22 protein-coding genes are annotated in these 26,655 nt (G+C 71.0%); 11 read left to right on the top strand and 11 right to left on the bottom strand.

Annotated elements, in window-relative coordinates; all coding sequences use genetic code 11:
* Positions 1–2 precede the first annotated feature (2 nt).
* The gene (locus O3438_RS08055; RefSeq protein ID WP_269679347.1) at positions 3–1,046 is read left to right on the top strand and encodes a 4Fe-4S dicluster domain-containing protein; all 1,044 of its coding nucleotides are present in this window, start codon (positions 3–5) and stop codon (positions 1,044–1,046) included.
* Positions 1,043–2,008, top strand: coding sequence for an NrfD/PsrC family molybdoenzyme membrane anchor subunit (gene nrfD, locus O3438_RS08050; protein ID WP_269679346.1), 966 nt, complete (start codon positions 1,043–1,045; stop codon positions 2,006–2,008). The genes O3438_RS08055 and nrfD overlap by 4 nt, the downstream gene beginning before the upstream one ends.
* A gap of 59 nt (positions 2,009–2,067) precedes the next feature.
* Here the strand turns inward: nrfD and O3438_RS08045 are convergent, their stop codons facing one another.
* From O3438_RS08045 to O3438_RS08020, 6 genes are all read right to left on the bottom strand, one after another.
* A complete protein-coding gene (locus O3438_RS08045) occupies positions 2,068–3,627 on the bottom strand; it encodes an OFA family MFS transporter (RefSeq protein WP_269683599.1) in 1,560 nt (519 codons plus the stop codon).
* Positions 3,628–3,854: 227 nt separating this feature from the next.
* Complete coding sequence (locus tag O3438_RS08040; protein ID WP_269679345.1) at positions 3,855–4,682, bottom strand: alpha/beta fold hydrolase; 828 nt, start codon at positions 4,680–4,682, stop codon at positions 3,855–3,857.
* Positions 4,679–5,551, bottom strand: a complete 873-nt coding sequence (locus O3438_RS08035) for an SDR family oxidoreductase (protein ID WP_269679344.1) — start codon at positions 5,549–5,551, stop codon at positions 4,679–4,681. Before O3438_RS08035 ends, O3438_RS08040 begins: the two co-directional genes overlap by 4 nt.
* Positions 5,541–7,034: a flavin-containing monooxygenase gene (locus O3438_RS08030; RefSeq protein WP_269679343.1), complete on the bottom strand. Its 1,494-nt coding sequence runs from the start codon at positions 7,032–7,034 to the stop codon at positions 5,541–5,543. Before O3438_RS08030 ends, O3438_RS08035 begins: the two co-directional genes overlap by 11 nt.
* A complete protein-coding gene (locus tag O3438_RS08025) occupies positions 7,035–7,349 on the bottom strand; it encodes a DUF4873 domain-containing protein (protein ID WP_269679342.1) in 315 nt (104 codons plus the stop codon).
* The gene (locus O3438_RS08020) at positions 7,346–8,074 is read right to left on the bottom strand and encodes a TetR/AcrR family transcriptional regulator (protein ID WP_269679341.1); all 729 of its coding nucleotides are present in this window, start codon (positions 8,072–8,074) and stop codon (positions 7,346–7,348) included. The genes O3438_RS08025 and O3438_RS08020 overlap by 4 nt, the downstream gene beginning before the upstream one ends.
* 48 nt (positions 8,075–8,122) lie before the next feature.
* Between O3438_RS08020 and O3438_RS08015 the strand changes: the two genes are divergently transcribed.
* Positions 8,123–9,013: an AurF N-oxygenase family protein gene (locus O3438_RS08015; RefSeq protein WP_269679340.1), complete on the top strand. Its 891-nt coding sequence runs from the start codon at positions 8,123–8,125 to the stop codon at positions 9,011–9,013.
* A gap of 51 nt (positions 9,014–9,064) precedes the next feature.
* Here the strand turns inward: O3438_RS08015 and O3438_RS08010 are convergent, their stop codons facing one another.
* The gene (locus tag O3438_RS08010) at positions 9,065–9,634 is read right to left on the bottom strand and encodes a winged helix-turn-helix domain-containing protein (protein ID WP_269679339.1); all 570 of its coding nucleotides are present in this window, start codon (positions 9,632–9,634) and stop codon (positions 9,065–9,067) included.
* Between the two features lie 237 nt (positions 9,635–9,871).
* Here O3438_RS08010 and O3438_RS08005 point away from each other — a divergent pair, with 237 nt between their 5' ends.
* Positions 9,872–14,251, top strand: coding sequence for a S8 family serine peptidase (locus tag O3438_RS08005; protein ID WP_269679338.1), 4,380 nt, complete (start codon positions 9,872–9,874; stop codon positions 14,249–14,251).
* A 69-nt stretch (positions 14,252–14,320) separates the two neighbouring features.
* On the opposite strand, the gene O3438_RS08000 is transcribed toward O3438_RS08005, so the two are convergent.
* On the bottom strand, positions 14,321–14,911 hold the full coding sequence (locus O3438_RS08000; RefSeq protein ID WP_269679337.1) for a winged helix-turn-helix domain-containing protein: 591 nt from the start codon (positions 14,909–14,911) through the stop codon (positions 14,321–14,323).
* 269 nt (positions 14,912–15,180) lie between these two features.
* On the opposite strand from O3438_RS08000, the gene O3438_RS07995 reads away from it, so the two are divergent.
* The 4 genes from O3438_RS07995 to O3438_RS07980 are packed head-to-tail and all read left to right on the top strand — an operon-like array spanning position 15,181 to position 18,878.
* Entirely contained in the window at positions 15,181–16,161 is a 981-nt protein-coding gene (locus O3438_RS07995) for a phosphatase PAP2 family protein (RefSeq protein ID WP_269679336.1), read from the top strand.
* A gap of 16 nt (positions 16,162–16,177) precedes the next feature.
* Entirely contained in the window at positions 16,178–16,873 is a 696-nt protein-coding gene (locus O3438_RS07990; RefSeq protein WP_269679335.1) for a response regulator transcription factor, read from the top strand.
* Positions 16,870–18,327 carry a sensor histidine kinase gene (locus O3438_RS07985; RefSeq protein ID WP_269679334.1) on the top strand — a complete coding sequence of 486 codons (1,458 nt, stop codon included), beginning with the start codon at positions 16,870–16,872 and terminating at the stop codon, positions 18,325–18,327. The genes O3438_RS07990 and O3438_RS07985 overlap by 4 nt, the downstream gene beginning before the upstream one ends.
* Positions 18,324–18,878, top strand: coding sequence for a hypothetical protein (locus O3438_RS07980; protein ID WP_269679333.1), 555 nt, complete (start codon positions 18,324–18,326; stop codon positions 18,876–18,878). Before O3438_RS07985 ends, O3438_RS07980 begins: the two co-directional genes overlap by 4 nt.
* Positions 18,879–18,896: 18 nt before the next feature.
* Here the strand turns inward: O3438_RS07980 and O3438_RS07975 are convergent, their stop codons facing one another.
* Genes O3438_RS07975 through O3438_RS07965 form a run of 3 tightly spaced genes read right to left on the bottom strand, consistent with a single transcriptional unit; the run spans position 18,897 to position 22,197 of the window.
* Positions 18,897–19,919 (bottom strand): D-alanine--D-alanine ligase family protein, encoded by a 1,023-nt coding sequence (locus O3438_RS07975; protein ID WP_269679332.1) that lies wholly within the window; start codon positions 19,917–19,919, stop codon positions 18,897–18,899.
* The gene (alr, locus tag O3438_RS07970; protein ID WP_269679331.1) at positions 19,916–21,058 is read right to left on the bottom strand and encodes an alanine racemase; all 1,143 of its coding nucleotides are present in this window, start codon (positions 21,056–21,058) and stop codon (positions 19,916–19,918) included. Before alr ends, O3438_RS07975 begins: the two co-directional genes overlap by 4 nt.
* Positions 21,055–22,197 (bottom strand): acyltransferase family protein, encoded by a 1,143-nt coding sequence (locus O3438_RS07965; RefSeq protein WP_269679330.1) that lies wholly within the window; start codon positions 22,195–22,197, stop codon positions 21,055–21,057. The genes alr and O3438_RS07965 overlap by 4 nt, the downstream gene beginning before the upstream one ends.
* Before the next feature lie 150 nt (positions 22,198–22,347).
* Here O3438_RS07965 and O3438_RS07960 point away from each other — a divergent pair, with 150 nt between their 5' ends.
* The 3 genes from O3438_RS07960 (at position 22,348) to O3438_RS07950 (ending at position 26,593) form a co-directional block, all read left to right on the top strand.
* Positions 22,348–23,220, top strand: a complete 873-nt coding sequence (locus tag O3438_RS07960) for an LLM class F420-dependent oxidoreductase (RefSeq protein ID WP_269679329.1) — start codon at positions 22,348–22,350, stop codon at positions 23,218–23,220.
* Between the two features lie 69 nt (positions 23,221–23,289).
* Entirely contained in the window at positions 23,290–24,189 is a 900-nt protein-coding gene (locus tag O3438_RS07955; protein ID WP_269679328.1) for a S41 family peptidase, read from the top strand.
* Between the two features lie 355 nt (positions 24,190–24,544).
* Complete coding sequence (locus tag O3438_RS07950) at positions 24,545–26,593, top strand: serine/threonine protein kinase (protein ID WP_332367492.1); 2,049 nt, start codon at positions 24,545–24,547, stop codon at positions 26,591–26,593.
* Positions 26,594–26,655: the final 62 nt, after the last annotated feature.

The following is a 26,655-nucleotide window of genomic DNA, read 5'->3' as shown; positions in this document are numbered from 1 at the left end:
CCATGCCCCACACCAATGCCCTGTACGGCCCGCTGGACCCGGCGCCGGACGCGGGTTATGAGAACCCGCCGCCGCGGATGGGGTTCTTCACCGACACGAGTGTCTGTATCGGTTGCAAGGCGTGTGAAGTGGCCTGCAAGGAGTGGAACGGTGTGCCGGAGAGCGGCCTGGACCTGCTCGGTATGTCGTACGACAACACGGGTGCGTTGACCGCGAACTCGTGGCGGCACGTGGCGTTCGTCGAGCAACCCCGCCGCGCCGGTCTGGCGACCCCGGCGTTCGCGGGGGACCCGGACGGGCCGCCGGTCAGCCCGGTCACGGCCGCAGCCGGCGCGCTGACCAGCGCCGACACCGGCACCGATCCAGGTCTGCCCACCGGCTCGCCGGAGGCGGCGGCCCGGATGTCGGCCGGCCCGGAGTTCCTGGGGATGCCGGGTGCGCAGCCGCCGGGTCGGGGCACCGGTGCCGAGGGGCGGACGGATTTCCGGTGGTTGATGATGTCGGACGTGTGCAAGCACTGCACGCACGCGGCCTGCCTGGATGTCTGCCCGACAGGGTCGTTGTTCCGGACCGAGTTCGGCACCGTCGTGGTGCAGGAGGACATCTGCAACGGGTGTGGTTACTGCATCTCGGCGTGTCCCTACGGGGTGATCGATCAGCGTAAGGGTGATGGTCGGGCGTGGAAGTGCACGCTGTGCTACGACCGGTTGGGCGTGGGGATGACCCCGGCGTGCGCGCAGGCGTGTCCGACCGAGTCGATCCAGTACGGGCCCCTGGACGAGTTGCGGGATCGGGCCGCCACGCGGGTGGCGACGTTGCGGGGGCGGGGGGTTTCCGAGGCGCGGTTGTACGGAGAGGACCCGAACGACGGCGTCGGTGGTGACGGGGCGTTCTTCCTGCTGCTCGACGAGCCGGAGGTGTACGGGCTGCCACCGGACCCGGTCGTGACCACCCGGGACCTGCCGGCCATGTGGAAACACGCCGGCCTGGCCGCCCTGGCGATGACCGCCGCCACGGTGGTCGCGTTCCTGGGCAGGCGGTCATGACCCGCGGCGGCGAGCAACTGACAGTTCCGGCGGCCGACTTCGCCTCCTACTACGGCCGCCCGATCCTCAAACCGCCGGTCTGGAAGCGCGACATCGCCGGTTACCTGTTCACCGGAGGCCTCGCCGCCGGAGGCGCGCTGATCGGCGCGGGCGCCCAGCTGACCGGACGAGCAGGGCTGTGCACCGTGGGCCGGTGGACGGCCCTCGGTGGTATCGCCGCCAGCACGTACCTGCTGGTCCACGACCTCGGCCGGCCAGCCCGGTTCCATCACATGCTCCGGGTGGCCAAGGTGACCTCGCCGATGTCGGTCGGCACCTGGATCCTCGCCGCGTTCGGGCCGCTGGCCGGCGTGGCCGCGGTCGCCGAGCTCGCGCCGCTGCTCCCGCAGCACGGTGTGCTCGGCCTCGCCCGTCGGATCGCGCCGCCGGTCGGCAACGTCGCCGGCCTGGCCGCCGCGGCCACCGCGCCGGCCCTCGCCACGTACACCGGGGTGCTGCTCGCCGACACCGCCGTACCTGCCTGGCACGAGGCGTACCCCTATCTGCCGTTCGTCTTCGGTGGCAGCGCGCTCGCCGCCGCCACCGGGGTCGGCCTCATCGCGGCACCCGCCGCCCAGACCGCTCCGCTGCGGCGACTCGCCGTCGTCGCGGCGACCGTCAAGTACCTCGGCGGTCGCCGGATGGAACGGTTGGACCTGACCGGTGAGCCCTACCGGCAGGGTCGCAGCGGTCGTCTGGTCCGCGCGGGTGACGTGCTGCTCGGCGTGGGCGCCGCCGCCGCGCTGTTCAGCCGACGCAGCCGGGTCCTGTCGGCGATCTCCGGCGCCGCCCTCGTGGCATCGTCGGTCGCCACCCGGTTCGGCGTCTTCGAGGCGGGACGGGTGTCGGCCCGCGATCCGAAGTACACGGTCGTGCCACAACGGGAGCGCCTCGACGAGAAGCGGTCGGCCACTCAGCTCTGAACGGAGAGGACGGCGCCCCCTTCATGGGGCGCCGTCCTTCCGTGCCCGCCCTCGCCGCGTCAGCCGGTGAACAGCTTCGCGGCGGTGATGACGGTCTGGACGATGCCGTATCCGAGGAGCACCGCGACCAGCAGCCAGGACAACCAGAGCCGTCCGGTCTGGTTACCGACGCGTGGCGGCGCGGGCGGCTGGCTGTCCCGCCCGAGGGCGACCGGCTCGGTGACGGTTGCCTTCGCCACGGGCGAGGTCGGCCCACGGTCCGGTTCGTGGAACCGCTCGGGCACGGGACGCACCAGCAGGTTCGCGACGAACCCGATGGCGAGGATGCCGACCATGGTGAACAGGGCGGGCCGGTACGCCGCCGCGGTGAGGGTGCCGGGCTTGCCCTGCGTGTCGAGGATCCCGTTGACGATCAGCGGCCCGGCGATACCCGCGGCCGACCACGCGGTCAGGATCCGGCCGTGGATGGCCCCGACCTGGAAGGTGCCGAACAGGTCACGCAGGTAGGCGGGCATGGTGGCGAAGCCGCCGCCGTAGAAGGAGATGATGGTGGCGGCGATCAGCACGAAGACCGCGGTCGCGGAGTGGCCGGCCACGGCGAGCAGCACGTACAGCACGATGCCGACGCCGAGGTAGACCATGTAGATGGGCTTGCGGCCGATGAGGTCGGACGTCGTCGACCAGACGAACCGTCCCGCCATGTTGAACAGCGACAGCACTCCCACGAAACCGGCCGCCGCCGTCACCGAGACCGTGGTGGCGGTCCCGTTGTCCCGGAAGAAGTCCTGGATCAGCGGGCTGGCCTGCTCCAGGATGCCGATGCCCGCGGTGACGTTGCAGAACAGCACGATCCACAGCAACCAGAACGACCGGGTACGCACGGCGTTCGACGCCGACACGCTTGCCGTCGTCACCAGAGGTTTGGCGGCGACGCTCGCGGGGTCGAACCCGGCGGGCCGCCAGTCCGGCGCCGGAACCCGGACGTTGAACGGGCCGAACATCATGATCACGAAATATCCGATGCCGAACGTGACGAAGAGCGCCACGAGAGCGTGTCCCGAGGCCACCGCCGCGGGGTTGCCGGGGTTGTAGCCGGGGTCGTAGAGGGAGAGCAGTTGGCGCGCGAGCGGGCCGGCGACCAGGGCCCCGCCGCCGAACCCCATGATGGCCAGACCGGTGGCCAGGCCGGGCCGGTCCGGGAACCATTTGATCAGTGTGGAGACGGGGGAGATGTAGCCGATGCCGAGCCCGATGCCGCCGATGACGCCGTAACCGAGGTAGAGCAGCCAGAGCTGTTGGGTCGCGATGCCGAGCGCGCCGACGAGGAACCCGGTGGCCCAGAAGCACGCCGAGACGAACATCGCCCGGCGCGGTCCGTTCCGCTCCACCCAACGGCCACCCACGGCCGCGGACGAACCCAGCATCACGATGGCGATGCTGAAGATCGCCCCGATCGCCGTCTGACTGGCGTCGAAGTGCGCGATGAGGGAGTTCTTGTAGACACTCGTCGCGTAGACCTGGCCGATGCACACGTGCACGGCCAGTGCGGCGGTCGGGATGAGCCAACGGCTGTATCCCGGGGGAGCGACAGTGTGCCGGGGATCGAAGACCGACAGCATGGGCATCGTCCACCTCCTGCGGCTGAGTAGGCCGGCGGCGGTGCAGGGCTGTCCGTCCCGGTCGTCGACCGAGCGGCACCGCCACGGTGGCGGCCCGGCGCACGCCTGCGGCAGCCGTAGTCCGGCTACATCCTCACGTTACGTGTCAGTGAGTTCACAGCCTGTCATTACCGCAAAACGCAGACACGGAGGCGTGGACCCGCCTCTAATCGTCCTGACTCGCGGCGCTAGACGGAGACCGACGGACCCGGCCGGTCGTTGCCGGGCACGGCGCCGGTGGTCTCCAGGATGAGCGCGGCGACCAGGTCCGGATCGTCGCTCATCGGCACGTGCCCGCAACGGGGGAGCGTCACCACCCTCGCCGCGGGCAGGCCCGCCCGGGCGCGTTCGGCCTGGTGGACGCCGAAGATCCGGTCGCGGTCCCCCCAGCCGATGGTCACCGGCACCGTCACGTCGGAGAGACGACGGCAGTCGAAGCGATAGTCGCGGGCGGCTCGGGCCACGGCGTTGAAGCCGAGACCTCGTCGCAGGGCGAGCGCGTCACCCAGCGCGCGCTCGACGTCCAGCAGCGTCGGGCGGGCCATCAGCGGCGCGAAGCACAACGCCCGGAGGTACGCCGAACGCAGCGCGACCCGCATGATCGGGGTGGGCAGGTACGAGTTGGCCCGCAACGTCCGGAGGATGGCCAGCGCCCGTCGGCGCTCCGCCGGGGTGAAGAAACCGGCGGGGGAGAAGGCGGTGGCCGAGGCGACAGCGCCGGCGGCGGCGAGCTCCAGGGCGATCGCCCCACCGAGGCTGTAGCCGGCGACGTGCGGACGCTCCAACCCCCACTCGGTCAGGACCGGCAGGACCCCGGCCACGGTGGCGGCCATGTCGGCGGGCATTCCGGTGCCGGGCACCGGCGAGTTCCCGAATCCGGGTAGGTCGAGCGCCGTCACCTCGTGGTGGGCGCTGAGCCGGTCGAACACCGGCTCCCACGCCTGGTGGCGGTGACCGATGCCGTGGATGAGCAGGAGCGGCTCACCGCTGCCCGCCCGGCGGAAGTGAACTGTCATGACCGCTCTCCCACCGACGTCCTGCCGAAGGAACGCCCGAGCTGCCGGACCTCGTCTTCCATCTGGCCGACCAAGGTCCGACCGCCGAACCGGGTGATCAACGCGTCCGCGAAGCCACTCGACACCACCGGCCGCAGCGCCTGCACCACGGCGAGCGACCGGGGCACGTACACCTTGCGCTTGCGGCGTTCGATGCCGCGCAGCAGGGCCTCCGCGCACTGCTCGACGGGCACGACTGTGGACAGCGGCCACGGCATCCGGCGCAGCGCGGTGCGGAACGACGGCAGGTCGGCACGGATGTCGCGGACCAGATCGGTGTCGATCCAGATCGGATGGGCGGTGCCGACGGTGACGCCGGTCGGGCGGGACTCCAGGCGCAGCACGTTGGCGAACTGCTCCACGCCCGCCTTGGACGCGCAGTAGGCGGCCATGCCCGGCATCGCCGTGAAGGCGGCGGCCGACGAGACGATCAGGACGTGGCCACGGGCCGCGGTGACGTGGGGCAGCGCCGCGCTGACCGTGCGGATCGCGCCGCAGAGATTGACCTCGACGGTACGGACCAACGCGTCGACCGGTCCGACGGCGACGGTGCCGAGGTTCGCGACGCCCGCGTTGGCCACGACCACGTCGATGCCGCCGAACCGGTCCACAGAGGATGCCACCGCGGCGTCCAGCGCCGCCTGGTCGGTGACGTCGCACTCGTACCAGTGCGCGTCGAGGTCGGCACTGAGCTGCTTGAGCAGCTCACCTTCCAGGCCCACGAGGGCGACCCGGGCCCCCCGGGTGACGGCCTCGCGGGCCAGTTGCGCCCCGATACCGCGCGCCGCGCCGGTGATGAGCACCGTCCTGCCCGCCAGGTCATACCGCATCGGCGTGCTCCCGTTCCGTCTCGTTCGGGGTGGTCCCGGCCGTGGCCACCCGGTAGTCGGCCGGGCGGAACCGGAGCAGCCTCATCCGGAAGCTGGTGGCGAAGCCCGGCCAGATGGTGGTGTTGCGGCCGGTGCTGTCGAGATACCAGCTGTCACAGCCGGTCTCCCACACGGTGCCGGCCATCTTCTGATCGACCCGTTCGGTCCAGCGTCGCTGCGCCTCCACTGTGGGTTCGATGGCCTGGACGTCGGTGGTCCGCATGTGTCGCAGGGCCGCGACCACCAGACGCAACTGCGCCTCGATCATCAGCACCACTGAGGTGTGCCCCAGCCCGGTGTTCGGGCCGAGCAGGAAGAACAGGTTGGGGAAGCCGTTGATGGTGGTGCCCCGGTACGCGTGCATGCTCGGCGTCCACGCCTCGCCCAGGGTGCGCCCGCCCTGGCCCTGGATGCGTCGCACGACAGGGGAGTCGGTGACGTGGAAACCGGTGCCGAAGATGACGGTGTCCGCCGGGTGGTGAACGCCGTTGGCGGTGACCAGACCGTCCGGCACCATCCGGTCGATGCCGGCCGTGACCACGTCGACGTTCGGCTGGGCGAGGGACGGCCAGTAGTCGTTGGAGATGAGCACCCGCTTGCAGCCCATCGCGTAGCGCGGGGTGAGCTTGTCCCGTAGGTGCGGGTCGGCGACCTGACGTCGCAGCGTCCGCAGGGACAGCCGCGAGGCGAAGCTGTTGACCGCCGGGTACAGGAAACCCAGGCCCATGCCCTCGCGGACCAGGTAGAGCCCGGCCCGGACGGCCCGCTGCGCGCCGGGCACCGCGCGGAACACGGCCTGCTCGGCCCGGCTGATCCGCCGTGACCGCCTCGGCATGATCCACGCGGGGGTGCGCTGGAAGAGCGTCAGCTTCTCGACCAGCGGCTGGATCCGCGGCACGAGTTGGACCGCCGACGCTCCGGTGCCGACCACCGCGACGCGACGGCCGGTCAGGTCGTGGTCGTGCCGCCAACGGGCGGAGTGGAAGACCGTGCCGGCGAACTCGTCGACCCCGGGCAGCTCGGGGATGGCGGGGTCGCTGAGCGGGCCGGCCGCGCAGATCAGGACGCGGGCGGTGTGGTCACCGCCGGAGGTACGCAGCAACCAGCGCTGCCGGTGGTCGTCCCAGCGCGCCTGATGCACCTCGTGACGCAGCCGCAGCTTGGGGCGTATGCCGAAGCGGTCGACGCAGCCGCGCAGGTAGTCCCAGATCTCCGGCTGGCTGGAGAAGGTGTTCGACCAGCGGGGGTTGGGCGCGAAGGAGAACGAGTACAGGTGCGACGGGACGTCGCAGGCGCAGCCGGGGTAGGTGTTGTCCCGCCAGGTGCCGCCGACCTCGTCCCCCCGGTCGAAGACGAGGAAGTCGGTGAAGCCGGTCCGCTGGAGGCGGATGGCGGCGCCCAGGCCACCGAAGCCGGCCCCGATGATGGCGATGTCTGTCTCCATTCACTCCTCCGTGAGGTCGGGCACGGCAGTCGACTCGGAGGGAGTCGACCCGGCGGCGGACGGCCACGGCGGATCGCCCACGCCGGTGACCCGTACGCCGCCCCACGGATCGATCTCGGCCAGTCGGGCGGCCCGGACGCGGTCGGCGATGCGCACCTCGACGTCGCGTCGCCCGGAGCGCAGCAGCTGGGCCACCCGGGGTTCGGGCTCGATCCGCCCGCCCCAGTGGAAGCGGCCGTCGACCGGCTCCCACCGCCCGCTGAGGTGCACCCGGACCGTGGTGCCCTCGATGCCCGCCGGGCCGTGGTACCTCACGGCACGATCCGCTCGTGGGCGCGGGTGAGCTCGTGCGGCAGGTCGGCGCTGGCGCGTACCCCCTCGATGCCGCTCCACAGCAGAGCGGTCAGGTAGTCGGTGAGGGCCGCCCGGCTGATGGGCTGGCCGTGCGTGGTCCACCAGTCGCCGACGGCCTGCACGAAGCCCACCAGGCCGTACGCCCAGGGCTCCGCGGGACCGGCGTCCAGGCCCAGCGTCCGAAGCCGGTCGCCGATCACCCGGGCGAGCCCGGCGGCCACCTGCCGGCTGGTGCCGGCGATCACCTGATGGATGCCGGGGTCGCCGGACTGGTGCATCAGGAAGCGGTAGAGCCTCGGCTCCGACTCGATCACGCCCAGGTAGGCGTCGATCGTCGCCTCGACCAGGTCACGTTCTTCGCGGACCTGCTCGACGGCGGGCGCGATTGTATCGACCATTCGGGCCGCCACGACTTCGCTGACCGCGACCCAGAGCTGCGACTTGTCGGCGAAGTAGCGGTACAGAACCGGTTTGCTGACGCCGGCGGCGGCGGCCACCTGTTCCATGTCGACCTCCGGCCCGTGCCGCAGCAGCGCCTGCACGGCAGCCCCGACCAGCTCCTGCCGTCGTTGCTCACGATGGTCTGCCCAGCGGTCTCGACGGCCGTTGCCCTTCGCCTTCGGGCCTCCTTCGGAGGGCGTGGGCGGCGGGTCGGACGCATTGACATCGGTGAACGGCGATTGCATGCTACTACTCGTAACAGTTACTGGTCGTCACGTCAATATGGAGGAGCCATGGAGGCGGCGGAAACCGGGCGTGCGGCGGTCGCCGATCGACTGCTCACGTCCTCACTGCGGACCAGCTACGACCCCACCGTCGAGATCGACTGGGACGCCCCACACACCCCCGGCGCCTACTGGCTTCCGCCGCAGCGCAGCAGCCTCTACGGCACGCCACTGTGGGGACAGCTCAGCGAGGAGCAGCGCGTCGAGCTCACCAAGCACGAGGTGGCCAGCGCGGCCAGCGCCGGGCTGTGGTTCGAGACGATCCTCATGCAGATGCTGATCCGGGAGTACTACCGCGCCGACCCCACCAGTCGGCAGGCCCAGTACGCGTTGACCGAGGTCGCCGACGAGTGCCGGCACTCCATCATGTTCGGTCGCCTCATCGAGGCGACGGGCTGTCCGGTCTACCGCGCGAGCACTGTGGACCACCAACTCGGGCGTTTTCTCAAGGCCACCGCCAGTGGGCCCCGGATGTACGCCGCGATCCTCATCGCGGAGGAGATCCTCGACGCGTTCCAGCGCGAGATCATGGCGGACGAGTCGCTCCAACCTCTCATCCGGATGGTCTCCCGCATCCACGTGGTGGAGGAGGCCCGACACGTCCGGTTCGCCCGTGAGGAGTTGACCGCCGCGGTGGCGGCCACCGGCCCGGCGGGCATGGCGTACGCCCGGCTGTTGGTCGGTCGCGCCGCCTACACGATTGCCCGCCGCCTCGTCCATCCCGACGTGTACGCGGCGGTGGGCATTCCACCGGCGGTCGGTCGTGCCGCTGCCCGCGCCAACCCACACTGGCGTGCCACCCTGCGCTGGTCGGCGGCGCGGGTGCACGCCAACCTGGCGAGTGTCGGTCTGGTGGCTGGGCCGGGGCGTCTGCTGTGGGCCCGGGCCGGGCTGATCTGACCTGTCGTCTCCCGGTGCGGCAGCATGAGGGCGACCTCGGTCGTCGGCGCGTCAGGCGCGTTCGACCCGGGCCTGCTGATGATCGGTCAGCCGCAGGCCGACACCTCGAACGACGTCGATGGTGGCCCGGGTGCCGAGGTCGTGCAGCTTGCGGCGTAGCCGCTTCACCAGCGACTGCACGTCCGCCTTCCGTTCGCGCCCCTCGTCGCCCCAGACCGACCGGTGCAGCTCCGCGTAGCTCCAGACCCGGACCGGCTCGGTGATCAGGCAGGTCAGCAGGTCGTGTTCCAGGCGGGTGAGGTCGACCTCACGTTCTCCGCAACGGGCGCTCGACCGGGCCGAGTCGATCACCAGGGCGCTGGCCGGCTCGGACGCGGCTGCGGCCATCTGCTGCGGGGCGGCGATCAACCGGCGTAGTTCGTCGAGGTCGGACACGAGCAGTAGCGGTGCGATGCCGTCGAGTCGCTCCGCGAGCCGGATGCGCTCGGCCGGCGACGACGTCACCGCGATCAGTAGCGGGAACGGCTCGTCGGCCGGATCCTCCCTGTTCGACGTCGCATCGTCGTCCTCGGCCACAGCACCGCCCGGGATCGATGGGCATCCCTGCCCGGCTCTCGTCATGGTCCTGACAATGATTGGCAAGCGCGTCGCCAGCGCGGCAACTCTTAGCGACAAGTTGCTCACGGCAAGTTCTTGATCGTCCTTTCTTCTCGATCATAGTGTCCACTCGGGCAACCGGCGTGACCCGCGCGGTGCATGGGGAGGTCCACCCATGGCCCATCTTCACCCTGGGTCGTTCTGAGGGAGGCAGCACCGATGTTCAGACGTCCACAATGGCGGCGCACAGCCAGATCACTGGTGAGCGCCGGTGCGGCGGCGGTCCTCGCCGCCACATGCCTGGCCACCATCGGCTCCGGCGCACAGGCGGCGCCGGGCGGCGGGATGCAAGCGGGCGCCCCGACCGGCGACAAGATCCGACCCGAGCTCGCCAAGCAGCTCCAGGCCAAAAGTGAAGGTGACTTCTGGATCCGGTTCAAGGACCGGGCGGACCTCAGCAAGGCCAGCGCCATCAAGGACTGGTCGAAGCGCGGCACCGCGGTAGCGGACGCCCTGCGCAAGACCGCTGCCGCGAGCCAGGGCAAGATCCGGGCCGACCTCGACAGTTCGGGCACCAGGTACCAGACCTTCTGGGCCACCAACGCGATCAAGGTGAACAGCGGCTCGCTGGCGATGGCGCAGAAGTTCGCCGGCCACTCCGAGGTCGAGGGCCTCTACGCACCGGTTGCCTACAAGGTGCCCGAGACCACCAAGGGCGCCGACGAGAAGACAGTGAACGCCCTCGAGTGGGGCATCGCCAACATCAACGCCGATGACGTCTGGTCCCAGTACGGCGTCAAGGGTGAAGGCATCACCATCGCCAACATCGACACCGGGGTCCAGTTCGACCACCCGGCGCTGGTCAACTCCTACCGCGGCAACAACGGCGACGGCACGTTCGACCACAACTACAACTGGTTCAACGCCCCCGGCGCCGGCACCTGCGCCACCGCCCCCTGCGACGGCGACGGCCACGGCACGCACACGATGGGCACCATGGCCGGCTCCGACGGCGCGAACCAGATCGGTGTCGCGCCCGGGGTCAAGTGGATCGCGGCGAACGGTTGCTGCCCCAGTGACGCGGCTCTGATCGAATCCGGTCAGTGGATGCTCGAACCGCTGGACCTCAACGGCCAGAACGCGGACGCGAGCAAGCGGCCGAACATCATCAACAACTCCTGGGGCACCCGGGACCCGTCCAACGAGCCCTTCATGGAGGACGTGACGGACGCCTGGGCCGCCTCCGGGATCTTCGGCACCTGGTCCAACGGCAACAGCGGGCCGGCGTGCCAGACCAGTGGTTCGCCGGGCAGCCTCGCCAGCAACTACTCGACCGGCGCGTACGACATCAACAACAACGTCGCCGGCTTCTCCGCCCGGGGCGTCGGGCAGAACGGCGAGATCAAGCCCAACATCTCGGCGCCGGGCGTGAACGTGCGGTCGAGCATCCCGGGCAGCGCGTACGGCAGCATCAGCGGCACCTCGATGGCCGCACCGCACCTCGCGGGCACGATCGCGCTGCTGTACTCGGCGGCGCCCTCGCTGATCGGTGACGTCGACGCCACCCGTGCGCTGCTCAACGGTGCGGCGATCGACAAGGCCGACGACCAGTGCGGCGGCACCCCCGCCGACAACAACGTCTACGGCGAGGGCCGCCTGGACGCCCTCGCGCTCCTCGACGCGGCCCCGACCGGCGACATCGGCACCCTGGCCGGCACGGTCACCGACGCGGCCAGCGGAGCCCCGATCGCCGGCGCGACCCTCACGCTCACCGGCCCGGCCGCGCGGGAGCTGACCACCGGCGAGGACGGCAAGTACTCGACCCAGCTGCCCACCGGTGACTACCAGGTCGCCGTGGCGGCCTTCGGCTACGCCGGCACCACGAAGACGGCGACCGTCGCCAAGGGCGCGACCACCACGCTCAACGTCACGTTGACGCCGGTGCCCAGTGTCAACGTCACCGGAGCGGTCACCGACGGCTCCGGTCACGGCTGGCCGCTCTACGCGAAGGTGACAGTGGCCGGCGTGTCCGGCGTCTACGACTACACCACCCCGTCGAACGGCCGCTACAGCATCAAGCTGCCGGCCGGGCAGACCTACACCCTCACGTACGAGTCGCAGTACCCGGGCTACCAGACCGTCACCAAGCAGGTCGTGGTCGGCACGGGTAACGCCACCGCCAACGTCGCCGTGCCGGTGGACACCGACACCTGCACCACCGCCCCCGGGTACACGTTCGGCTCCGACGGTGAGTACGAGACCTTCGACGCCACGACCACCCCGGCCGGGTGGACCGTCGTGGACAACGCGGGCAGCGGTCAGGTCTGGAAGTTCACCGACGACGGCAACCGGGGCAACCTGACCGGCGGCAGCGGCAACTTCGCGATGATCGACAGCGACGACTACGGAGCGGGCACCAGCCAGGACACCTCGCTGGTCAGCCCGGTGGTCGACCTGAGCGGCGTCACCGCCCCGGTGATCCGGTTCAACCAGGACTTCAACCAGCTCAACGACGACACCGCCGACGTCGATCTGAGCATCGACGGTGGTGGCACCTGGACCAACGTGCTCCGGCAGGAGACCGACGTCCGGGGCCCGAAGGTGACCGAGATCCCGATCCCGCAGGCAGCCGGTCAGTCGCAGGTGCAGGTCCGGTTCCACTACTACGACGCCTCGTACGAGTGGTGGTGGGAGGTCGACAACGTCCTCATCGGCAGCCAGGTCACCTGCGTGCCGGTCGACGGCGGTCTGGTCGTCGGTAACGTCCGCGACAAGAACGACGACAGCTACGTCAACGGTGCCACCGTCACCAGCAAGGACCGGCCCGCCGAGAAGGCCGTCACCGTGGCGACCCCGGACGACCCCGGGCTGCCGGACGGCTTCTACTGGATCTACTCGTCGCTGACCGGCGAGCACGAGTTCACGGCGACCGCCGGCAACTACGTCAGCCAGACCAAGTCGGTCGACATCGAGGCCGACTGGGCGACCACCGCGAACTTCCAGCTCGCGGCCGGCCGACTGTCGGTGACGCCGACCGAGCTGAGCGCGACGCTCCAGATGCCCAACGGCAAGGCGAGCAGGACGTTCACGGTGACCAACACCGGCGGCGCGCCGGTCGAGGTCAAGTTCAGCGAGCGGGACAACGGCTTCGAACTCCTCCGGGCGGACGGGTCCACCGTCACCCGGCAGCAGACGCTCGGGGGCAGTGGCGCTCCGGAGCAGCGGCTCACCGCGCCGACGTCGTTCGCCGCCAAGGCGTCCGGCAAGGAGGCCAAGGCCGCCGCCGCCGCGACCGGCCCGCAGGCCGCGCCGTGGACCGACATCGCCAACTACCCGTCCGTGATCATGGACAACCGGGTGGTGAACCTGGACGGCAAGGTGTACTCGATCGGTGGCGGTAACGGCGAGGCCTCCACCACCAAGAACTACGCCTACGACCCGGCCGCCCAGACCTGGACCGCGATCGCGGACCTCCCGGGCGCGCGCAACGCCCTGACGGTGGGCGTCCTGAACGGGAAGATCATCGCCAGCGGTGGCTGGGGCGACGAGGGCCCGGACTCCGCCACCTGGTCGTACGACCCGGGGGCCAACACCTGGACCGAGCTGGCCGACAACCCGGCACCCCGGGCCGCGGCCGGTCAGGGCGTCGTCGACGGCAAGCTGTACGCGGTCGGTGGCTGCACCACCGCCAACTGCACGCCGATGTCGAACAGCGTCGTGCGGTACGACCCGGCCACCGACGCCTGGGCGACGGTGGCCAACTACCCGAAGTCGGTGGCCTTCGCCTCCTGCGGCGGGATCGACGGCATCCTCTACTGCACCGGAGGCAACGACGGCTCCGCCGCGCAGAAGTCCAGCTACGCCTACGACCCGGGCGCCAACACCTGGACCGCGATCGCCGACGCGCCGGCCGACAACTGGGCCAGCTCGTACGCCGTCGCCAGCGGCAAGCTGCTCGTCGTCGGTGGCTCGCAGGGTGGGGCCATCAGCAACGCCGGCTTCGCCTTCGACCCGGCCGCCGGCTCGTGGTCGAACCTGCCGAACGCCAACACCGCCCGTTACCGGGGCGGCGCGGCATGCGGCTTCTACAAGATCGGCGGCTCGTCCGGCAACTTCAACGCGGCGGCCAACAGCGAGGTGCTCCCGGGCTTCGAGGGTTGCGCCGAGTCGGCGGCCGACGTCAGCTGGATGACCATCGACAAGACGTCGGCCACCCTGGCGCCGGGCGCGAAGGTCACGGTCACCGTCGGCCTGTCCGCCAACGTGGACCAGCCGGGCACCTACTCCGGTTCGGTCGGGATCACGGAGAACACGCCGTACTCGGTGGCGCCGGTCGCGGTGACCATGACCGCGAACCCCCCGAAGACGTGGGGCAAGCTCATGGGAACTGTCATCGGCAGCAGCTGCCAGGGTGCGACATCGCCGCTCGCCGGCGCGGTCGTCCAGGTCGACTCGTGGGCGGCGTCGTACACCTTCGCCACCGACGCCGAGGGCAGGTACGCCTACTGGGTGGACCGCCGCAACAACCCACTCACCATGATCGTCGCGAAGGACGGTTGGAAGCCGCAGACCCGCCGGACGAGGATCAACACCACCACTCCGACCGTGGAGAACTTCGGGTTGGTGCCGATCAAGTGCTGACGCCTGAGCGGTAGCGCGCAGTCCGGCCCGCCTGGTTCCGACCAGGCGGGCCGGACCGTGTTCGGGGGATCAGACCGGGGCGAGCCGGAAGCCGACCCCGCGCACCGAGTGGATGGTCGTCGCGGCGTTCAGTCTCGCAAGCTTGCCGCGCACCCGGCGGACCACCGAGTGCATGTCGGAGCCCCGGCCGAGGTGCCGGTTGCCCCAGACCTCGAGGTGCAGACGCTCGTAGGTCCAGATCTGCCCGGGCGCGTGCACCAGACAGAGCAGGACGTCGTGTTCCAGCCGGGTCAGGTCGATCTCCTGGTCGCGCCACCGCAGCACCCGACGGTCGGAGTCGACGGCCAGATCCGGCGGCGGCAGCTGCGGGCTCGGTGCCACCTCGGCGAGCACGGCGGTGGCTTGCGGGGCCGCGAGCCCGGCTGCGGCCTGCGCCGGGGCGAGCACGGCTTCGGTCTGCGGGGCCACGGCGGGCCCCGGACCGTCCGGCGAGGTCGCCCCCGTAGGTGCCTCGACCACGCCGAGGAACTCTCGGGCCTGGTCGACTGTCGAGACGATCAGAAAGGCGTCAGTGCCGCCGAGCAGCCGAGCCAGATGCCGGCGTTCGGCCGGCGAGGACGCGATGCCGATGACCAAACTGGCGACTGGAGTTCCCTGCATTCCCCCCACCCCTTCCGGTGCCCCAGCTCTCCGGATGGATTCTTCGCACCGACGACCGAGACATCGATCGGTGTCCTGACCCTAGTGGTGGCTGATCTCGGCGGGGTAAAACATAGTTGCATGTAAGCATGTGAATGCCACGTGTCCGTCGAGGCCCACTCCGGCCCTTCCGACGACGATCCGCCACCCGCCGGTGCCGGGGGCGGTTGTGACAGAACCAAGACAATCCGAGTACGGCATCCGGACCTGCCGGGACGAGCATGGCCGACATGACCATCGGATCGTCGTACCCAGTGGGGCGGTCGACGCCCGGCTCGCCGTCGGCGCGCCCCCTGCCCTCCGCCCGCGCGGCGGTGCCGCTGGGTCTCCGGCTGCTCGCGGCGGCGCTGTGTTGTCTGGTCGCGTTGGCGCTCACCGCCGCCGTCTTCGTCCGGACGTACCCCGGTCAGTGGCTGGACGGCCTGCTCCTGCCGCGCGCCGAGCGGGGTGGGGGATACGAGCAGGAGACCGTTCTGGTGAATCCGGCCAAGACCCTGCTGGCCGGCTTCGGCAGTCCGACACTCCTCGCCGCCCTGCTCGGCGCGGTGCTGCTGGTGGGTGTGCTCCGTCGCCGGCTGGTGGCGGGGGTCGTCGGCGTGGGCATGGTGGTCGGCGCGGTGGTGACAGCCGGTGCGCTGAAGTCCGCGCTGCCCCGTCCGGATCTCCAGATCGAGAGTTCGACCACCCACAACAGCTTCCCCAGCGGGCACGTCGCGGCGGCGACGGCGCTGCTGCTGGCGTTCATGCTGGTCCTGCCCGGCTGGGCCCGTCGCTTCCTGGCGGTGCCCGGCGCGGCCGGTGTCTCGGTGATCGCCTCGGCCACGATGATCGCCGGCTGGCACCGGTTCAGTGACGTGCTCGGCGGCGTACTGCTGGGGGTGGCGTTGTTCTGCCTGGCCGCGGCCGCGTTGGCGGGTCTGCGGGGTGACCGGGACGCGGACGGCGAACCGGACGGCGGGAGCCTGTGGCGTCGGTTGGCCGAGGTGGCGGTGGGTCTGGTCGCGCTGGTCTGGGCGCTGGTGGCGGTGGTGCCCGGTCTGGTGGCCTCGGTGCAGCGCGGGGCACTCGTCGCCATCGTGGTGGCGGGTGCGACGACGATGGTCCTGGTGGGTGTGGTGGTGTTCCTGGTGCGTTCGGCGGACTTCGTGGTCCCGCTGGGAGCCCGGCGTGGTGGACTGCCGTCGTCTGCTGATCTCCAAAAGATCTCATGATGGGATACTTGACGACATGTCCCAGGTCCTGCTGATCGAAGACCACCAGACGGTGCGCGACGGACTTCAGCTGGCGCTCACCCGACAGGGCCACACGGTGCACGCCGTGGAGACCGGCGAGCAGGGGTTGGCACGGCTTCGCAGCACCCCCTCCGACGTCGTGGTCCTCGATCTGATGCTGCCCGGGATGGACGGCTTCGAGGTCTGCCGCCGCATCCGGCAGCTCGGCGACCTGCCGATCATCATGCTGACCGCCCGCAACGACGACATGGACGTGGTGGCGGGGCTGGAGGCCGGCGCCGACGACTACGTGGTCAAGCCCGTGCAGGCCCGGGTGCTCGAGGCGCGGATCCGCGCGGTGCTCCGACGGACCGGCGGCGAGTCGCGGCGTGCCGGTGGCGAGCGGCCCGGCCTCGAACAGCACGGCGCGTTGACCATCGACCGGGCCGCGCTGGTGGTCAGCAAGGACGGCGTGCCCGTCGGCCTCGCCCCGACCGAGCTGCGTCTGCTGCTCGAACTCTCGCACACGCCGGGCCAGGTGCTGAGCCGCCAGCAACTGCTGGAGGCCGTGTGGGAACACGGGTACCTCGGCGACTCGCGGCTCGTGGACGCGTGCGTCCAGCGGCTGCGCGCCAAGATCGAGGTCGACTCGTCGGCGCCGGTCTTCATCCAGACCGTGCGCGGTTTCGGATACCGGTTCGGGCCGCTGTGACACCCTGGCGCCGGGCTGGCGCGCGGGTCTCGGGCCTGCGCGTCCGGCTGCTCCTGGCGTTCGCGCTGCTGGGTGTGACCACCACGGCCGTCGTGGCCAGCGGCAGCTACGTCCAGGCCCGGACGGTCATCCTCCAACAGGCGCAGGACGCCGCGGTGACGTCGCTGACCGACCAGCTCACCAAGTACTACCCGATAGCCCAGTTGCCGCCGACCCAGGACGACCTCGACATCCTGGCCCAGCGTCTCTCCGACCGGAAGACGACCACCGTGGTCGTCTACCGCGATCTGCGGTCGCAGGGTTTCGGGGTGACCGAGGCACTCACCCCGGAGCTGCGGCAGGAGGTCGGCGACGGCCGGATCGCCTGGCAACGGGTCGCGCTCGACGGGGAACCCAAGCTGCTCATCGGCACCCAGTTGGCGATCGAACGACCCGACGGCACCTCCCGACCCTCCGGGCTCGAGGTCTACTCGATGCGCAGCCTCCTGCCCGAGCAGCAGAGCATCGACCAGCTCGCCGCCCGCGCCTGGCTGACCGGCGGGCTGTCGCTGGTCCTCGCCGTCCTGCTGGCCCTGCTGGCCGCCGGCAGCGTGCTGCGACCCGTACGCGAGTTGGGCCGGGCAGCGCGCAGCCTCGGCGAGGGTGACCTCACCACCCGGCTGACCGTCCGGGGCGTCGACGAGCTGGCCGATGTGGCGCGGACCTTCAACGAGACCGCCGGGACGCTGGAGCGGCAGGTCGGGGAACTGCGACGGATGGAGTCCGACGCGCGCCGGTTCGTGGCGGACGTCTCGCACGAACTCCGTACGCCGTTGGCCGCGATGACGGCGGTCACCGACGTGCTCGACGAGGAGGCGGAACACCTGCCCGGGGACGCGGGCCGGGCAGCCCGACTGGTCAGTCAGGAGACGCAGAACCTCACCCAGCTGGTCAACGACCTCATCGAGGTCAGCAGGTTCGACTCCGGCACGGCACGGCTCGCCCTGGACGACGTGGACGTGGCCGCGGCGGTGACCGCGACCCTGCGCATCCGTGGCTGGACCGACCGGGTACGCGCCGAGCTGCCGTCCGGAGTCGTGGCCCGACTCGACCCCCGCCGGCTGGACGTCATCGTCGCCAACCTGGTCGGCAACGCCTTCCGGCACGGCGCCGAGCCGGTGTCGGTGCGCCTGAGCGCAGACGAGGACTGGGTCACCATCGAGGTGGCCGACCGAGGGCCCGGACTGGATCCGGAGGTGTTGCCGCACGTGTTCGACCGTTTCTACAAGGCCGACACCGCCCGGACCCGGTCCGAGGGCAGCGGCCTCGGCCTCGCCATCTCCTGGGAGAACGCGCGGCTGCACCGCCACGCTGAGCGTCGGGGAAGCCTCGTCGCCGGTAACGGCCCCGGTGGCGGCGCCGTGTTCACGCTCCGACTGCCCCGCGACACGGCGGACGAGGCTGGTGTCCGGTGAACGCGCGGGGGACGGGCCGCGCGCTGGTGGCCGGCGGGCTGCTCGTCGCAGTGCTCACGGCGGGCTGCGGGGTGCGGCCCAGCGCCGTCATCACCGGTCGCGCCGCGGTCAGCGGCCCCACCGAGGGCATCGGGGTCTACCTGCTCGCGCAGGGCGACCTGGCGCTGGTCCTCCGGCAGCCGAAGGCGACCCAGGCCGGTGCCGTGCCCGCCGTGACCTGTTCACCGTCATCCCCGGGCGGCTCGCCCTGCCAGCCGGCTCAGGCCCTCGCCCTGCTCGCGGCCGGCCCGAGCGAGGAGGAACGCGCCGGCGGCCTGACCAGCGAGGTGCCCGCCGGGCTCGGCCCGTTCACTGTGACGGGGACGCAGAGATCAGACCTCACGGTGACGACGACCGGTGCGGTGGGGCCGTTGACGGCCGACGCGGTCGACCAGATCGTCTGCACGGTGACCGACACCGCGACGCAGGTAGGCCTGGTGAGGGGTCCCGCCAGGGTCAGCGTCGTCGGACCCGACGGCGCTCGACCGCCTCGGCGGTGCCCGATCAGATGACCGGGCACCCGCCACCGCTCACACCAGGTCGACCGCCCGTGCCTGCCGAGGAAGTCCGCCGTAGCGGCCCCGGTCCTCGTCGGCCAGCGCGCCGTCGATGAGGATGTCGATCAGGTCGACGAAGCCGAGGCCGGCCTTCTGCCAGATCTGCGGGAACTGCGACGCGGCGGTGAAGCCGGGGAACGTGTTCACCTCGTTCACGATGGGTTCGGGCGACCCCTCGGCGGGCAGGAAGAAGTCCACCCGGAGCAGCCCACGGCAGTCGAGGGCGTGGAAGGCGCGGATCGCGCGGTCCTGGAGCACCTCGGTGGTCGCCGCGTCCAGCGCGGCGGGGATCTGGAAGATCGCGCCGCCGTCGTACTTCGCGTCGTAGTCGAAGAAGCCGGCACCGGTCACCCGGATCTCCAGCGGCGGGCCGGCCTGCACCCGGCCGTCCGGGTGCTGCAGGACCGCCACGTCGATCTCCCGACCCCGGGCCCCCTGCTCGACGAGCACCTTCGGGTCGACCTGTCGGGCCTGCTCCAGGGCGGCGGGAACCCCCGACCAGTCGTCCACCTTGACGACGCCCAGGCTGGACCCGGCCCGAGCCGGTTTGACGAAGACCGGCAGGTCCAGGCGTTGCCGGTCGTCGGGCGACAGGTCCTCGCCCGGCCGCAGGGTCACCCCCGGGCTGACCCGTAGTCCCTCGGCGGCGAGGAGCCGCTTGGTGACACCCTTGTCCATACCGGCGGCGCTCGCGAAGACACCGTTGCCGACGTACGGCACCCCGAGCCACTCCAGCAGCGAGGCGACAGTGCCGTCCTCGCCGTACGGGCCGTGCAGAGCCGGGAACACCACGTCCTGGGCGCGCAGCACGCGCAACGCCGCGGGGAGTGCCGTCGGGCGTCCGTCGACGTGCCAGCCGCCGTCGGAGTCGATGAGCACCTCGGTGACCCGGTACCGCGCACGGTCCACGTGGGCGAGGATGCTCGCCGCCGAACGGCAGGACACGTCGTGCTCGCCGCTCTGTCCGCCGTACAGCACTGCCAGTCGGGTTGTCATGAAATGCGTGCCCTTCCGTGGAGGTGGTCGCGGGCCACCCGGGCCCCGATGCCGGTCAAGATCTCGTGTGGGTTGGTGTCCGCCCAGCGGGCCCACTCGACGACAGTCGGTGGGTCCTGGCCGGCCTCGCTCGGGCCGAACACCACGACCGGGTCGCCGATCGCCACGGGAAGGTCCCCGACGTCGACCACGCACTGGTCCATGGCGATGCGCCCGACGATCGGGCACCGCCGGCCGGCGAGCCACACCCAGGCGCGGCCACCCGCGGCGCGGGGGAGGCCGTCGGCGTACCCGAGCGGCAGCAGCGCCAGAGTGGTCGGCGCCCCCGTCACGTGCTCGGGCCCGTAGGAGACGCCGGTGCCGGCCGGCACCCGCTTGACGTTGACCACGCTCGTCCGCAGTGTCATCGCGGCGTGCAGCCCGAACTCGCCCGGGCCGGTCGCGCCGAACGGGTCCACGCCGTACAGCGCGATTCCGATCCGGCAGAGGTCGAAGCGGGTCCGTGGCGCCGACAACGCGGCCGCCGAGTTGGCCAGGTGGACCAGTTCGGGGTCGAGGCCCGCGGACCGCGCGATCCGCAGCGCCTCCTCGAAGGTCGTCACCTGGCGGTCCAGCTCGGGAGCGCCCGGGACGTCGGCGTCCATGAGGTGGGACCACACCCCACGCACCCGGATCCCACCCTCCCGTTCGTACTTGCGAGCCCAACCGACCAACTCGGGCCAGTCGTCCCCGGCGGCCCCGTTGCGGGACAAACCGGTGTCGGCCTTGAGCTGCACCATCGCCGGTACGCCGAGCCGGTGGACCGCGTCGGCGACGGCGTGCAGGTGCGTCGTCGTCGACACGCCGACGTCGACGCCAACGTTGATCAACTTACCGAAGTCGTCGTTCGGGCCGTGCAGCCAGCTCAACGTGGGCGCTGTCACACCCGCGTCGCGCAGGGTCAGCGCCTCGCTCGTCGAGGTCACCCCCAACCAGCTCGCACCGGCGCGAAGGGCCGCCCGGGCCACCTGCGCCGCGCCGTGGCCGAACCCGTCGGCCTTCACCACCGCCATCAGGCCGGTGCCGGTGACCGACGCGATCGTGCGCACGTTGGTGGCGATCGCGTCGAGGTCGACGAGCGCTTCGGCCAGGGCGCTCATCGGGACGCCTCCGTACGGATAGGACCGGGCAGGGCGAACAGCCAGCCCGCCCGGACCGCCAGCAGGCCACGGTGCACGGCCAGGCTCAGACCGATCACCAGGCCGGTCAGCAGAACCGGATATCCGAGCACGATCAGGCCCTGAGCGGACGCGCCCAGCTCGGAAACCGGTACGAGCAACAGCCGGTGCAGCAGAGCCAGGACCGGCATGTGGACGACGTAGATCGGCAGGGTGATGCGGCCGAGACTAGCCAGCGGTTTGCTGAGCGCCGACCAGCGAGCCAGCTGGGCAGCGGCGGTTATGCCGAAGATCACTGCCACGACGGAGACCGCCGGCCACACGCCGAACCACTGCTGCGCGCCGGCCGCCGCCATCGCGGCGAGCGCGAGGACGTAGCCTCCCGAGGTCAGCAGGAGACGGCGTCGGCCGGCGGTCTCGGCCCAGCGCTCGATCTGCGGTCGCAGGTGTAGGCCGGCGAGGAAGAACACCAGGTTCTGGTAGAGGCCGCCACGGTTGCCCGGTGTGTCGAGCAGGCCGGCGGCGGCGACGGCGGACAGCACCCCGGCGGGTACGAGCACCAGCGCCCAGGGCGCCCGACGGGTCGCCTTGGCGATCGTGAAGTACACCGCCAGGGCGTACAGGTACCAGAGGTTGGACGGCGTGATCGTGAGCTGCTCCAGCACGCCGAGGACGGAGGTGGCGCGGTCGGTCGGCAGGTCGGGGGCGGCGGCGAGGACCGCGGTGTGGATCAGGAGCCAGAGGGCGTACAGGTAGAGGAACCCGGCGACCCGGCTGCGGGCCACCACCCGCCAGGGCCGCTGGGCGGCGTTCGCCGCGAAGACGCCCGAGATGGTGAAGAACAGTGGCATCCGCAGCGGAAGGAACTGCTCACCGAGCGTCCCCCACAGGCCCGGCACCGGTACGCCGACGTGCCAGTCGATCTGTAGGTAGTCCTTGACGACGACGTGCCACAGGACGACGAGGATGATGCAGGCGCCCTTCGCGGCGTCGGCCCACTCCGCCCGCTGCGATCGTCCCTCCGCACGGGGCGTGCCGGTCCGGTGCCGGTGGCGGAACCGGACGCGCGTCTCGTCGGGCGGCAGCTCGGCGACCCGGGACCCGGTCAGCTGTTGGATCATTCATCGGAAGGTGCCAGCCGGATATCCGCACGTGATCCACGGATTGTCATGAACCGGTAATAGAGGCTGCCGGAGCCGACTCGCAGGGCGGTTCCGAGGCGCCCCCCACGGGCGCCGAACGGGACTAGGCTCGTTCCGGAGGTGCCGACCATGAAGCTCGGACTGCACTACTGGAACTACTCGACCCCGGCCGACCCGACCGCCATCGCACCGACGTTGGCGGAGACGGCCACCACCGCCGAACAGGCCGGCGTCGCGTCGTTCACGGTGATGGACCACTTCTTCCAGATGGACGCGGTCTTCGCGGCCGAGGAGCCGATGCTGGAGGCGTACACCACGCTGGGTTTCGTCGCCGGGCAGACGCAGCGGATGACGCTGGGTGTGCTGGTCACCGGTGTGATGTACCGCTACCCGGGTCTGCTCGCCAAGACCGTGACGACCCTCGACGTGCTCTCCGGAGGGCGGGCCCGCCTCGGCATCGGCGCCTCCTGGTACGAGCGGGAGCAACTCGGGCTGGGTGTGCCGGTCGTCCCGGTGGCCGAGCGGTTCGAGCGGTTGGAGGAGACGCTGCGCATCTGCCGGCAGATGTGGAGTGCCGATGACGGCCCGTTCAACGGAAAGCACTACCAGCTCGCCGAGACCATCAACTCGCCGCAGCCGTTGAGCCGGCCGCACCCGCCCATCATGATCGGTGGTGGGGGTGAGAAGAAGACACTGTTGCTGGTGGCCCGCTATGCCGACGCCTGCAACCTGTTCGGTCGCGGTGGGATCGACGACGTCGCCCGCAAGCTGGACGTTCTGCGCGGGCACTGCGCCGCCGAGGGTCGTGACTACGACACCATCGAGAAGACGGTGGTCGCCTCCCGGGCACCGCTGGACGACGTCGACGCGTTCCTCGCCGAGGTGTCAGAGTACGCCGCGCTCGGCGTGAGTGAGGTGCAGGTGACACCGGATCGGCACCCGGTCGAGTTCGCCCAGCGGCTCGGCGACGAGGTGCTGCCGCGGTTGGCCGACGTCGGCTGATCGGGCTCGGGCGCCCTCGCCCCGAATTTCGGTGGTCATGAGGCTGTTCGCGGTCTAGCGTGGCCCGCCGTGCTCTCCAACGAACAGATCATCGACCAGGCCCTGGACCGGATCGAGGCAGGATACGTCTTTCCGGAGAAGGTCGTGGACATCGACGCCGCGATCCGGCGCCGTCTCGCGGCCGGCGAGTACGACGACCTGACCGGGCCGGTGCTCTGCGAGAGGGTGACCGCTCACCTTCAGCAGGTGTGCCCGGACAAGCATCTGCGGCTGCTGTGGGCCGACCAGCCGCAGTCGCTGGATCCGGCGGACGAGGACGGGGGACGGGCCGCGTTCCTCGCCCTGCTCAGGACGGAGAACCACGGGATCCGTCGTGTCGAGCACCTGGACGGCAACGTCGGATTCATCGACGTGCGGCGCATCGCGTACGCCGACGAGGGCGCCGCCACGATCGGCGCGGCCATGCAACTGGTCGCCCTCAGCTCCGCGCTCATCCTGGACCTGCGCGCCTGCGCCGGCGGCGCACCGGAGGGAGCCGCGATGTGGTGCAGCTACTTCTTCCGCGACGACCAGGTGCACCTCAACGACTTCTACGAGCGGTCCACCGGTGCCACACGCCAGTTCTGGACGACCGCGCACCTTCCCGCGCCGCGCTACACGGACCGCCCGGTCCATGTGCTCACCAGCGCCGTCACGTTCTCCGGGGGCGAGGACGTGGCGTACACCCTTCAGGCGCACGGTCGGGCCGTCGTCGTCGGTGAGACGACACGTGGCGGCGCGCATCCCACGGCCCGCCACCCGGTCACCGAACACATCCTCGTGACAGTGCCGACGGCTCGGACCATCAACAGCGTCACCGGCACCAACTGGGAAGGCGTCGGAGTTGTCCCCGACGTGCCCGTCCCGGCGGACCAGGCACTCGACACGGCACTCACGGCCATCCGGGGTGCAGCGGACGGTTCAGTGTGAACAATGGACCAATTCCCGGTGGACCATCGGTGCCTGCGGTTCCGGAGTGGACCTGACGACGCCGCATCCACCTTGATCCACGCGGGTGCGCCGGAAACGCGGTATCCGAGTGCCGGGGATACCCCCACATCGGCGAAAGGGAGTGAATCAACCCGCAAACGCGGCAGGGTGCGGTTCAGGCGCCCCAGGGCGCACCGGGGGTGCGCGGACCCCTGCACCGTTTGCTCGATTTGCCCCGATGGAACCGACCCATGCATCCATTCCTCGGGGAATGAGCCGGGTCACAGATAACTGTCGTTCGGGCTGCCGACAATTGTTCCTGCGACACGGCAGGTAGCCTCTCCCGGTGCCGCAGATGTCACCGCTTCTTGTTACCGATCGGTATGAGGTCGTCGAGCTCATCGGCCAGGGCGGAATGGGTCGGGTGTGGAAAGCCCGCGACCGGATGCTGCAGCGGGACGTCGCCATCAAGGAAATCGTTCCGCCACCCGGTCTGACCGATGAGGCGCGCCAGGAATTGCGGATTCGGTCACTTCGGGAGGCGCGGGCCATCGCGCAGCTCGACCACGTGAACGTCGTCCGGGTCTTCGATGTGTTGTTGGGCGCCGATGGCGATCCGCAGATCGTGATGGAGTACGTGGCGTCGCGTTCACTGCACGACACCATCACCACCGACGGGCCGATCTCGCCAGTGCGGGCGGCCGGGATCGGTCTGGCCGTGCTCGGTGCGCTGCGCGCCGCCCACCGCGCCGGGATCATGCATCGCGACGTCAAGCCGGCCAACATCCTCGTCGGTGTCGACGGCCGGATCGTGCTCACCGACTTCGGTCTGGCCACCGCCGTCGAGGACGTGAACCTGACGATGAGCGGTGTGGTGCTCGGCTCGCCCGCGTACGTCTCTCCGGAGCGGGCCATGCGCGGCACCGTGGGCCCGGAGGGGGATCTCTGGTCGCTCGGCGCGACCCTGTACGCGGCGGTCGAGGGCCAGTCGCCGTACGCCCGGCCGTCCAGTCTGATGAGCCTCACCGCGCTGGTCACCGAGCCACCACCGACGGCGCGGCAGGCCGGACCACTCGCCCCGGTACTGGCCGGCCTGCTGCGCAAGGACCCGGCCGAGCGGATGGACGCCGATACCGCCGAGCGGTTGTTGCGTGCGGTGCTCGACGGCACACCGATGCCGATCGCCGTGACGTGGCACCCGGCCTCACCCGCCGCGCTCGAAGCGCCCGCCGCAGCGACAGTGCCACGGGCGATCGGCGCTCCTGACGTACCCCCGGCGTCTCCCGACGTGGCGGCGGACGGTGAAAGGCCGGGATCGGCCGGCCGACGGCGGACGTGGCTTCTCGCCGGCCTCGTGGCCCTGGTCGCGCTCGGCCTGGTGATCGGGATTCCGCTCGCCAACCGCCGCCCGTCGGGTGGGACGGGCAGCGGGGCGGAGCTGGTGGAGGCCGCCGCTCCGGGTGCGTCGTCGACGCCCGCCGCCGCATCGGCCGCCACGACACTCCCACCGATCTCCTGGTCGCTCTACCGGGACGCCACCGGCTTCGCCCTCCCGGCGCCGCGCGACTGGCAGGTCGTCCGGCGCGGCCAGCAGGTCGAGTTCCGCGAGCCGGACGGCGAACGGCGGCTCGTCGTCGACCGGACCGACTCGCCGCGCAGCGACCCGATGGCCGAGTTGGGCGCCCCCGCTGTCGCCGTGCGGTACCGCGACTATCGACAGGTCGAGCTGCACTCCGTCAACTACCAGCTCAAGGCCGCCGATCTGGAGTGGGTCTACACCAGCGACGCGGGCACGGCGATGCACGCCCGCCAGCGGACCTTCACGACGGCGAAGCGTCAGGGCTACAGCATCGCCTGGTTGACGCCGGAGGCCGACTGGGCGGCGGGGGCCGGCGCGTTCCGCGAGGTTATCGCGGGCTTCCGGCCCGCGTCGGCGGCGGACGGCACCACACCATCGGCCAGGCCAGACCTCAGCACGTCGCCGACGCCCAGCGCGCCGCCCCCGGCGCGGTCGGGTTACCGGCTCGTCGGGGTGGCGAGCAACAGGTGCCTGGACATCGCGACACCGGACTCACCGGATCCGGTCCGGCTCCAACTCTCCGACTGCCGGGACGACCGAGCCCGCAACCAGGTCTGGACGATGCGGTCGGACGGCAGCGTGCAGTTGGGCGGACGCTGCCTCGACGTCCTCGGCGCGTCCAGTGACGCGGGCGCGGCGATCCAGCTCACCACCTGCAACACCACGCCGGCGCAGCAGTTCGCCCTGAATGCGGAGCGGCACCTGGTGAACGCACACAGCGGACTGTGCCTCGGCGCGGTCGGCCAGAGCACCGCGAACGGGGCGTTGATCGAGCAGCGGAGCTGTGGCGTCGGCACCAGCCATCTGCAGTGGACCCGACGATGACCGCCTGAGCGCGGGCGAGGGCTGCCCTCCCGGTGGAAGGCAGCCCTCGCCCGGTGCTCGGC

The sequence above is a fragment of the Micromonospora sp. WMMC250 genome, from assembly GCF_027460215.1.
In the GTDB taxonomy this organism is placed as follows: Bacteria; Actinomycetota; Actinomycetes; order Mycobacteriales; family Micromonosporaceae; genus Micromonospora; species Micromonospora taraxaci.
The sequence above is the reverse complement of the archived record's forward strand: the minus strand, read 5'-3'. Positions and strand labels throughout refer to the sequence as shown.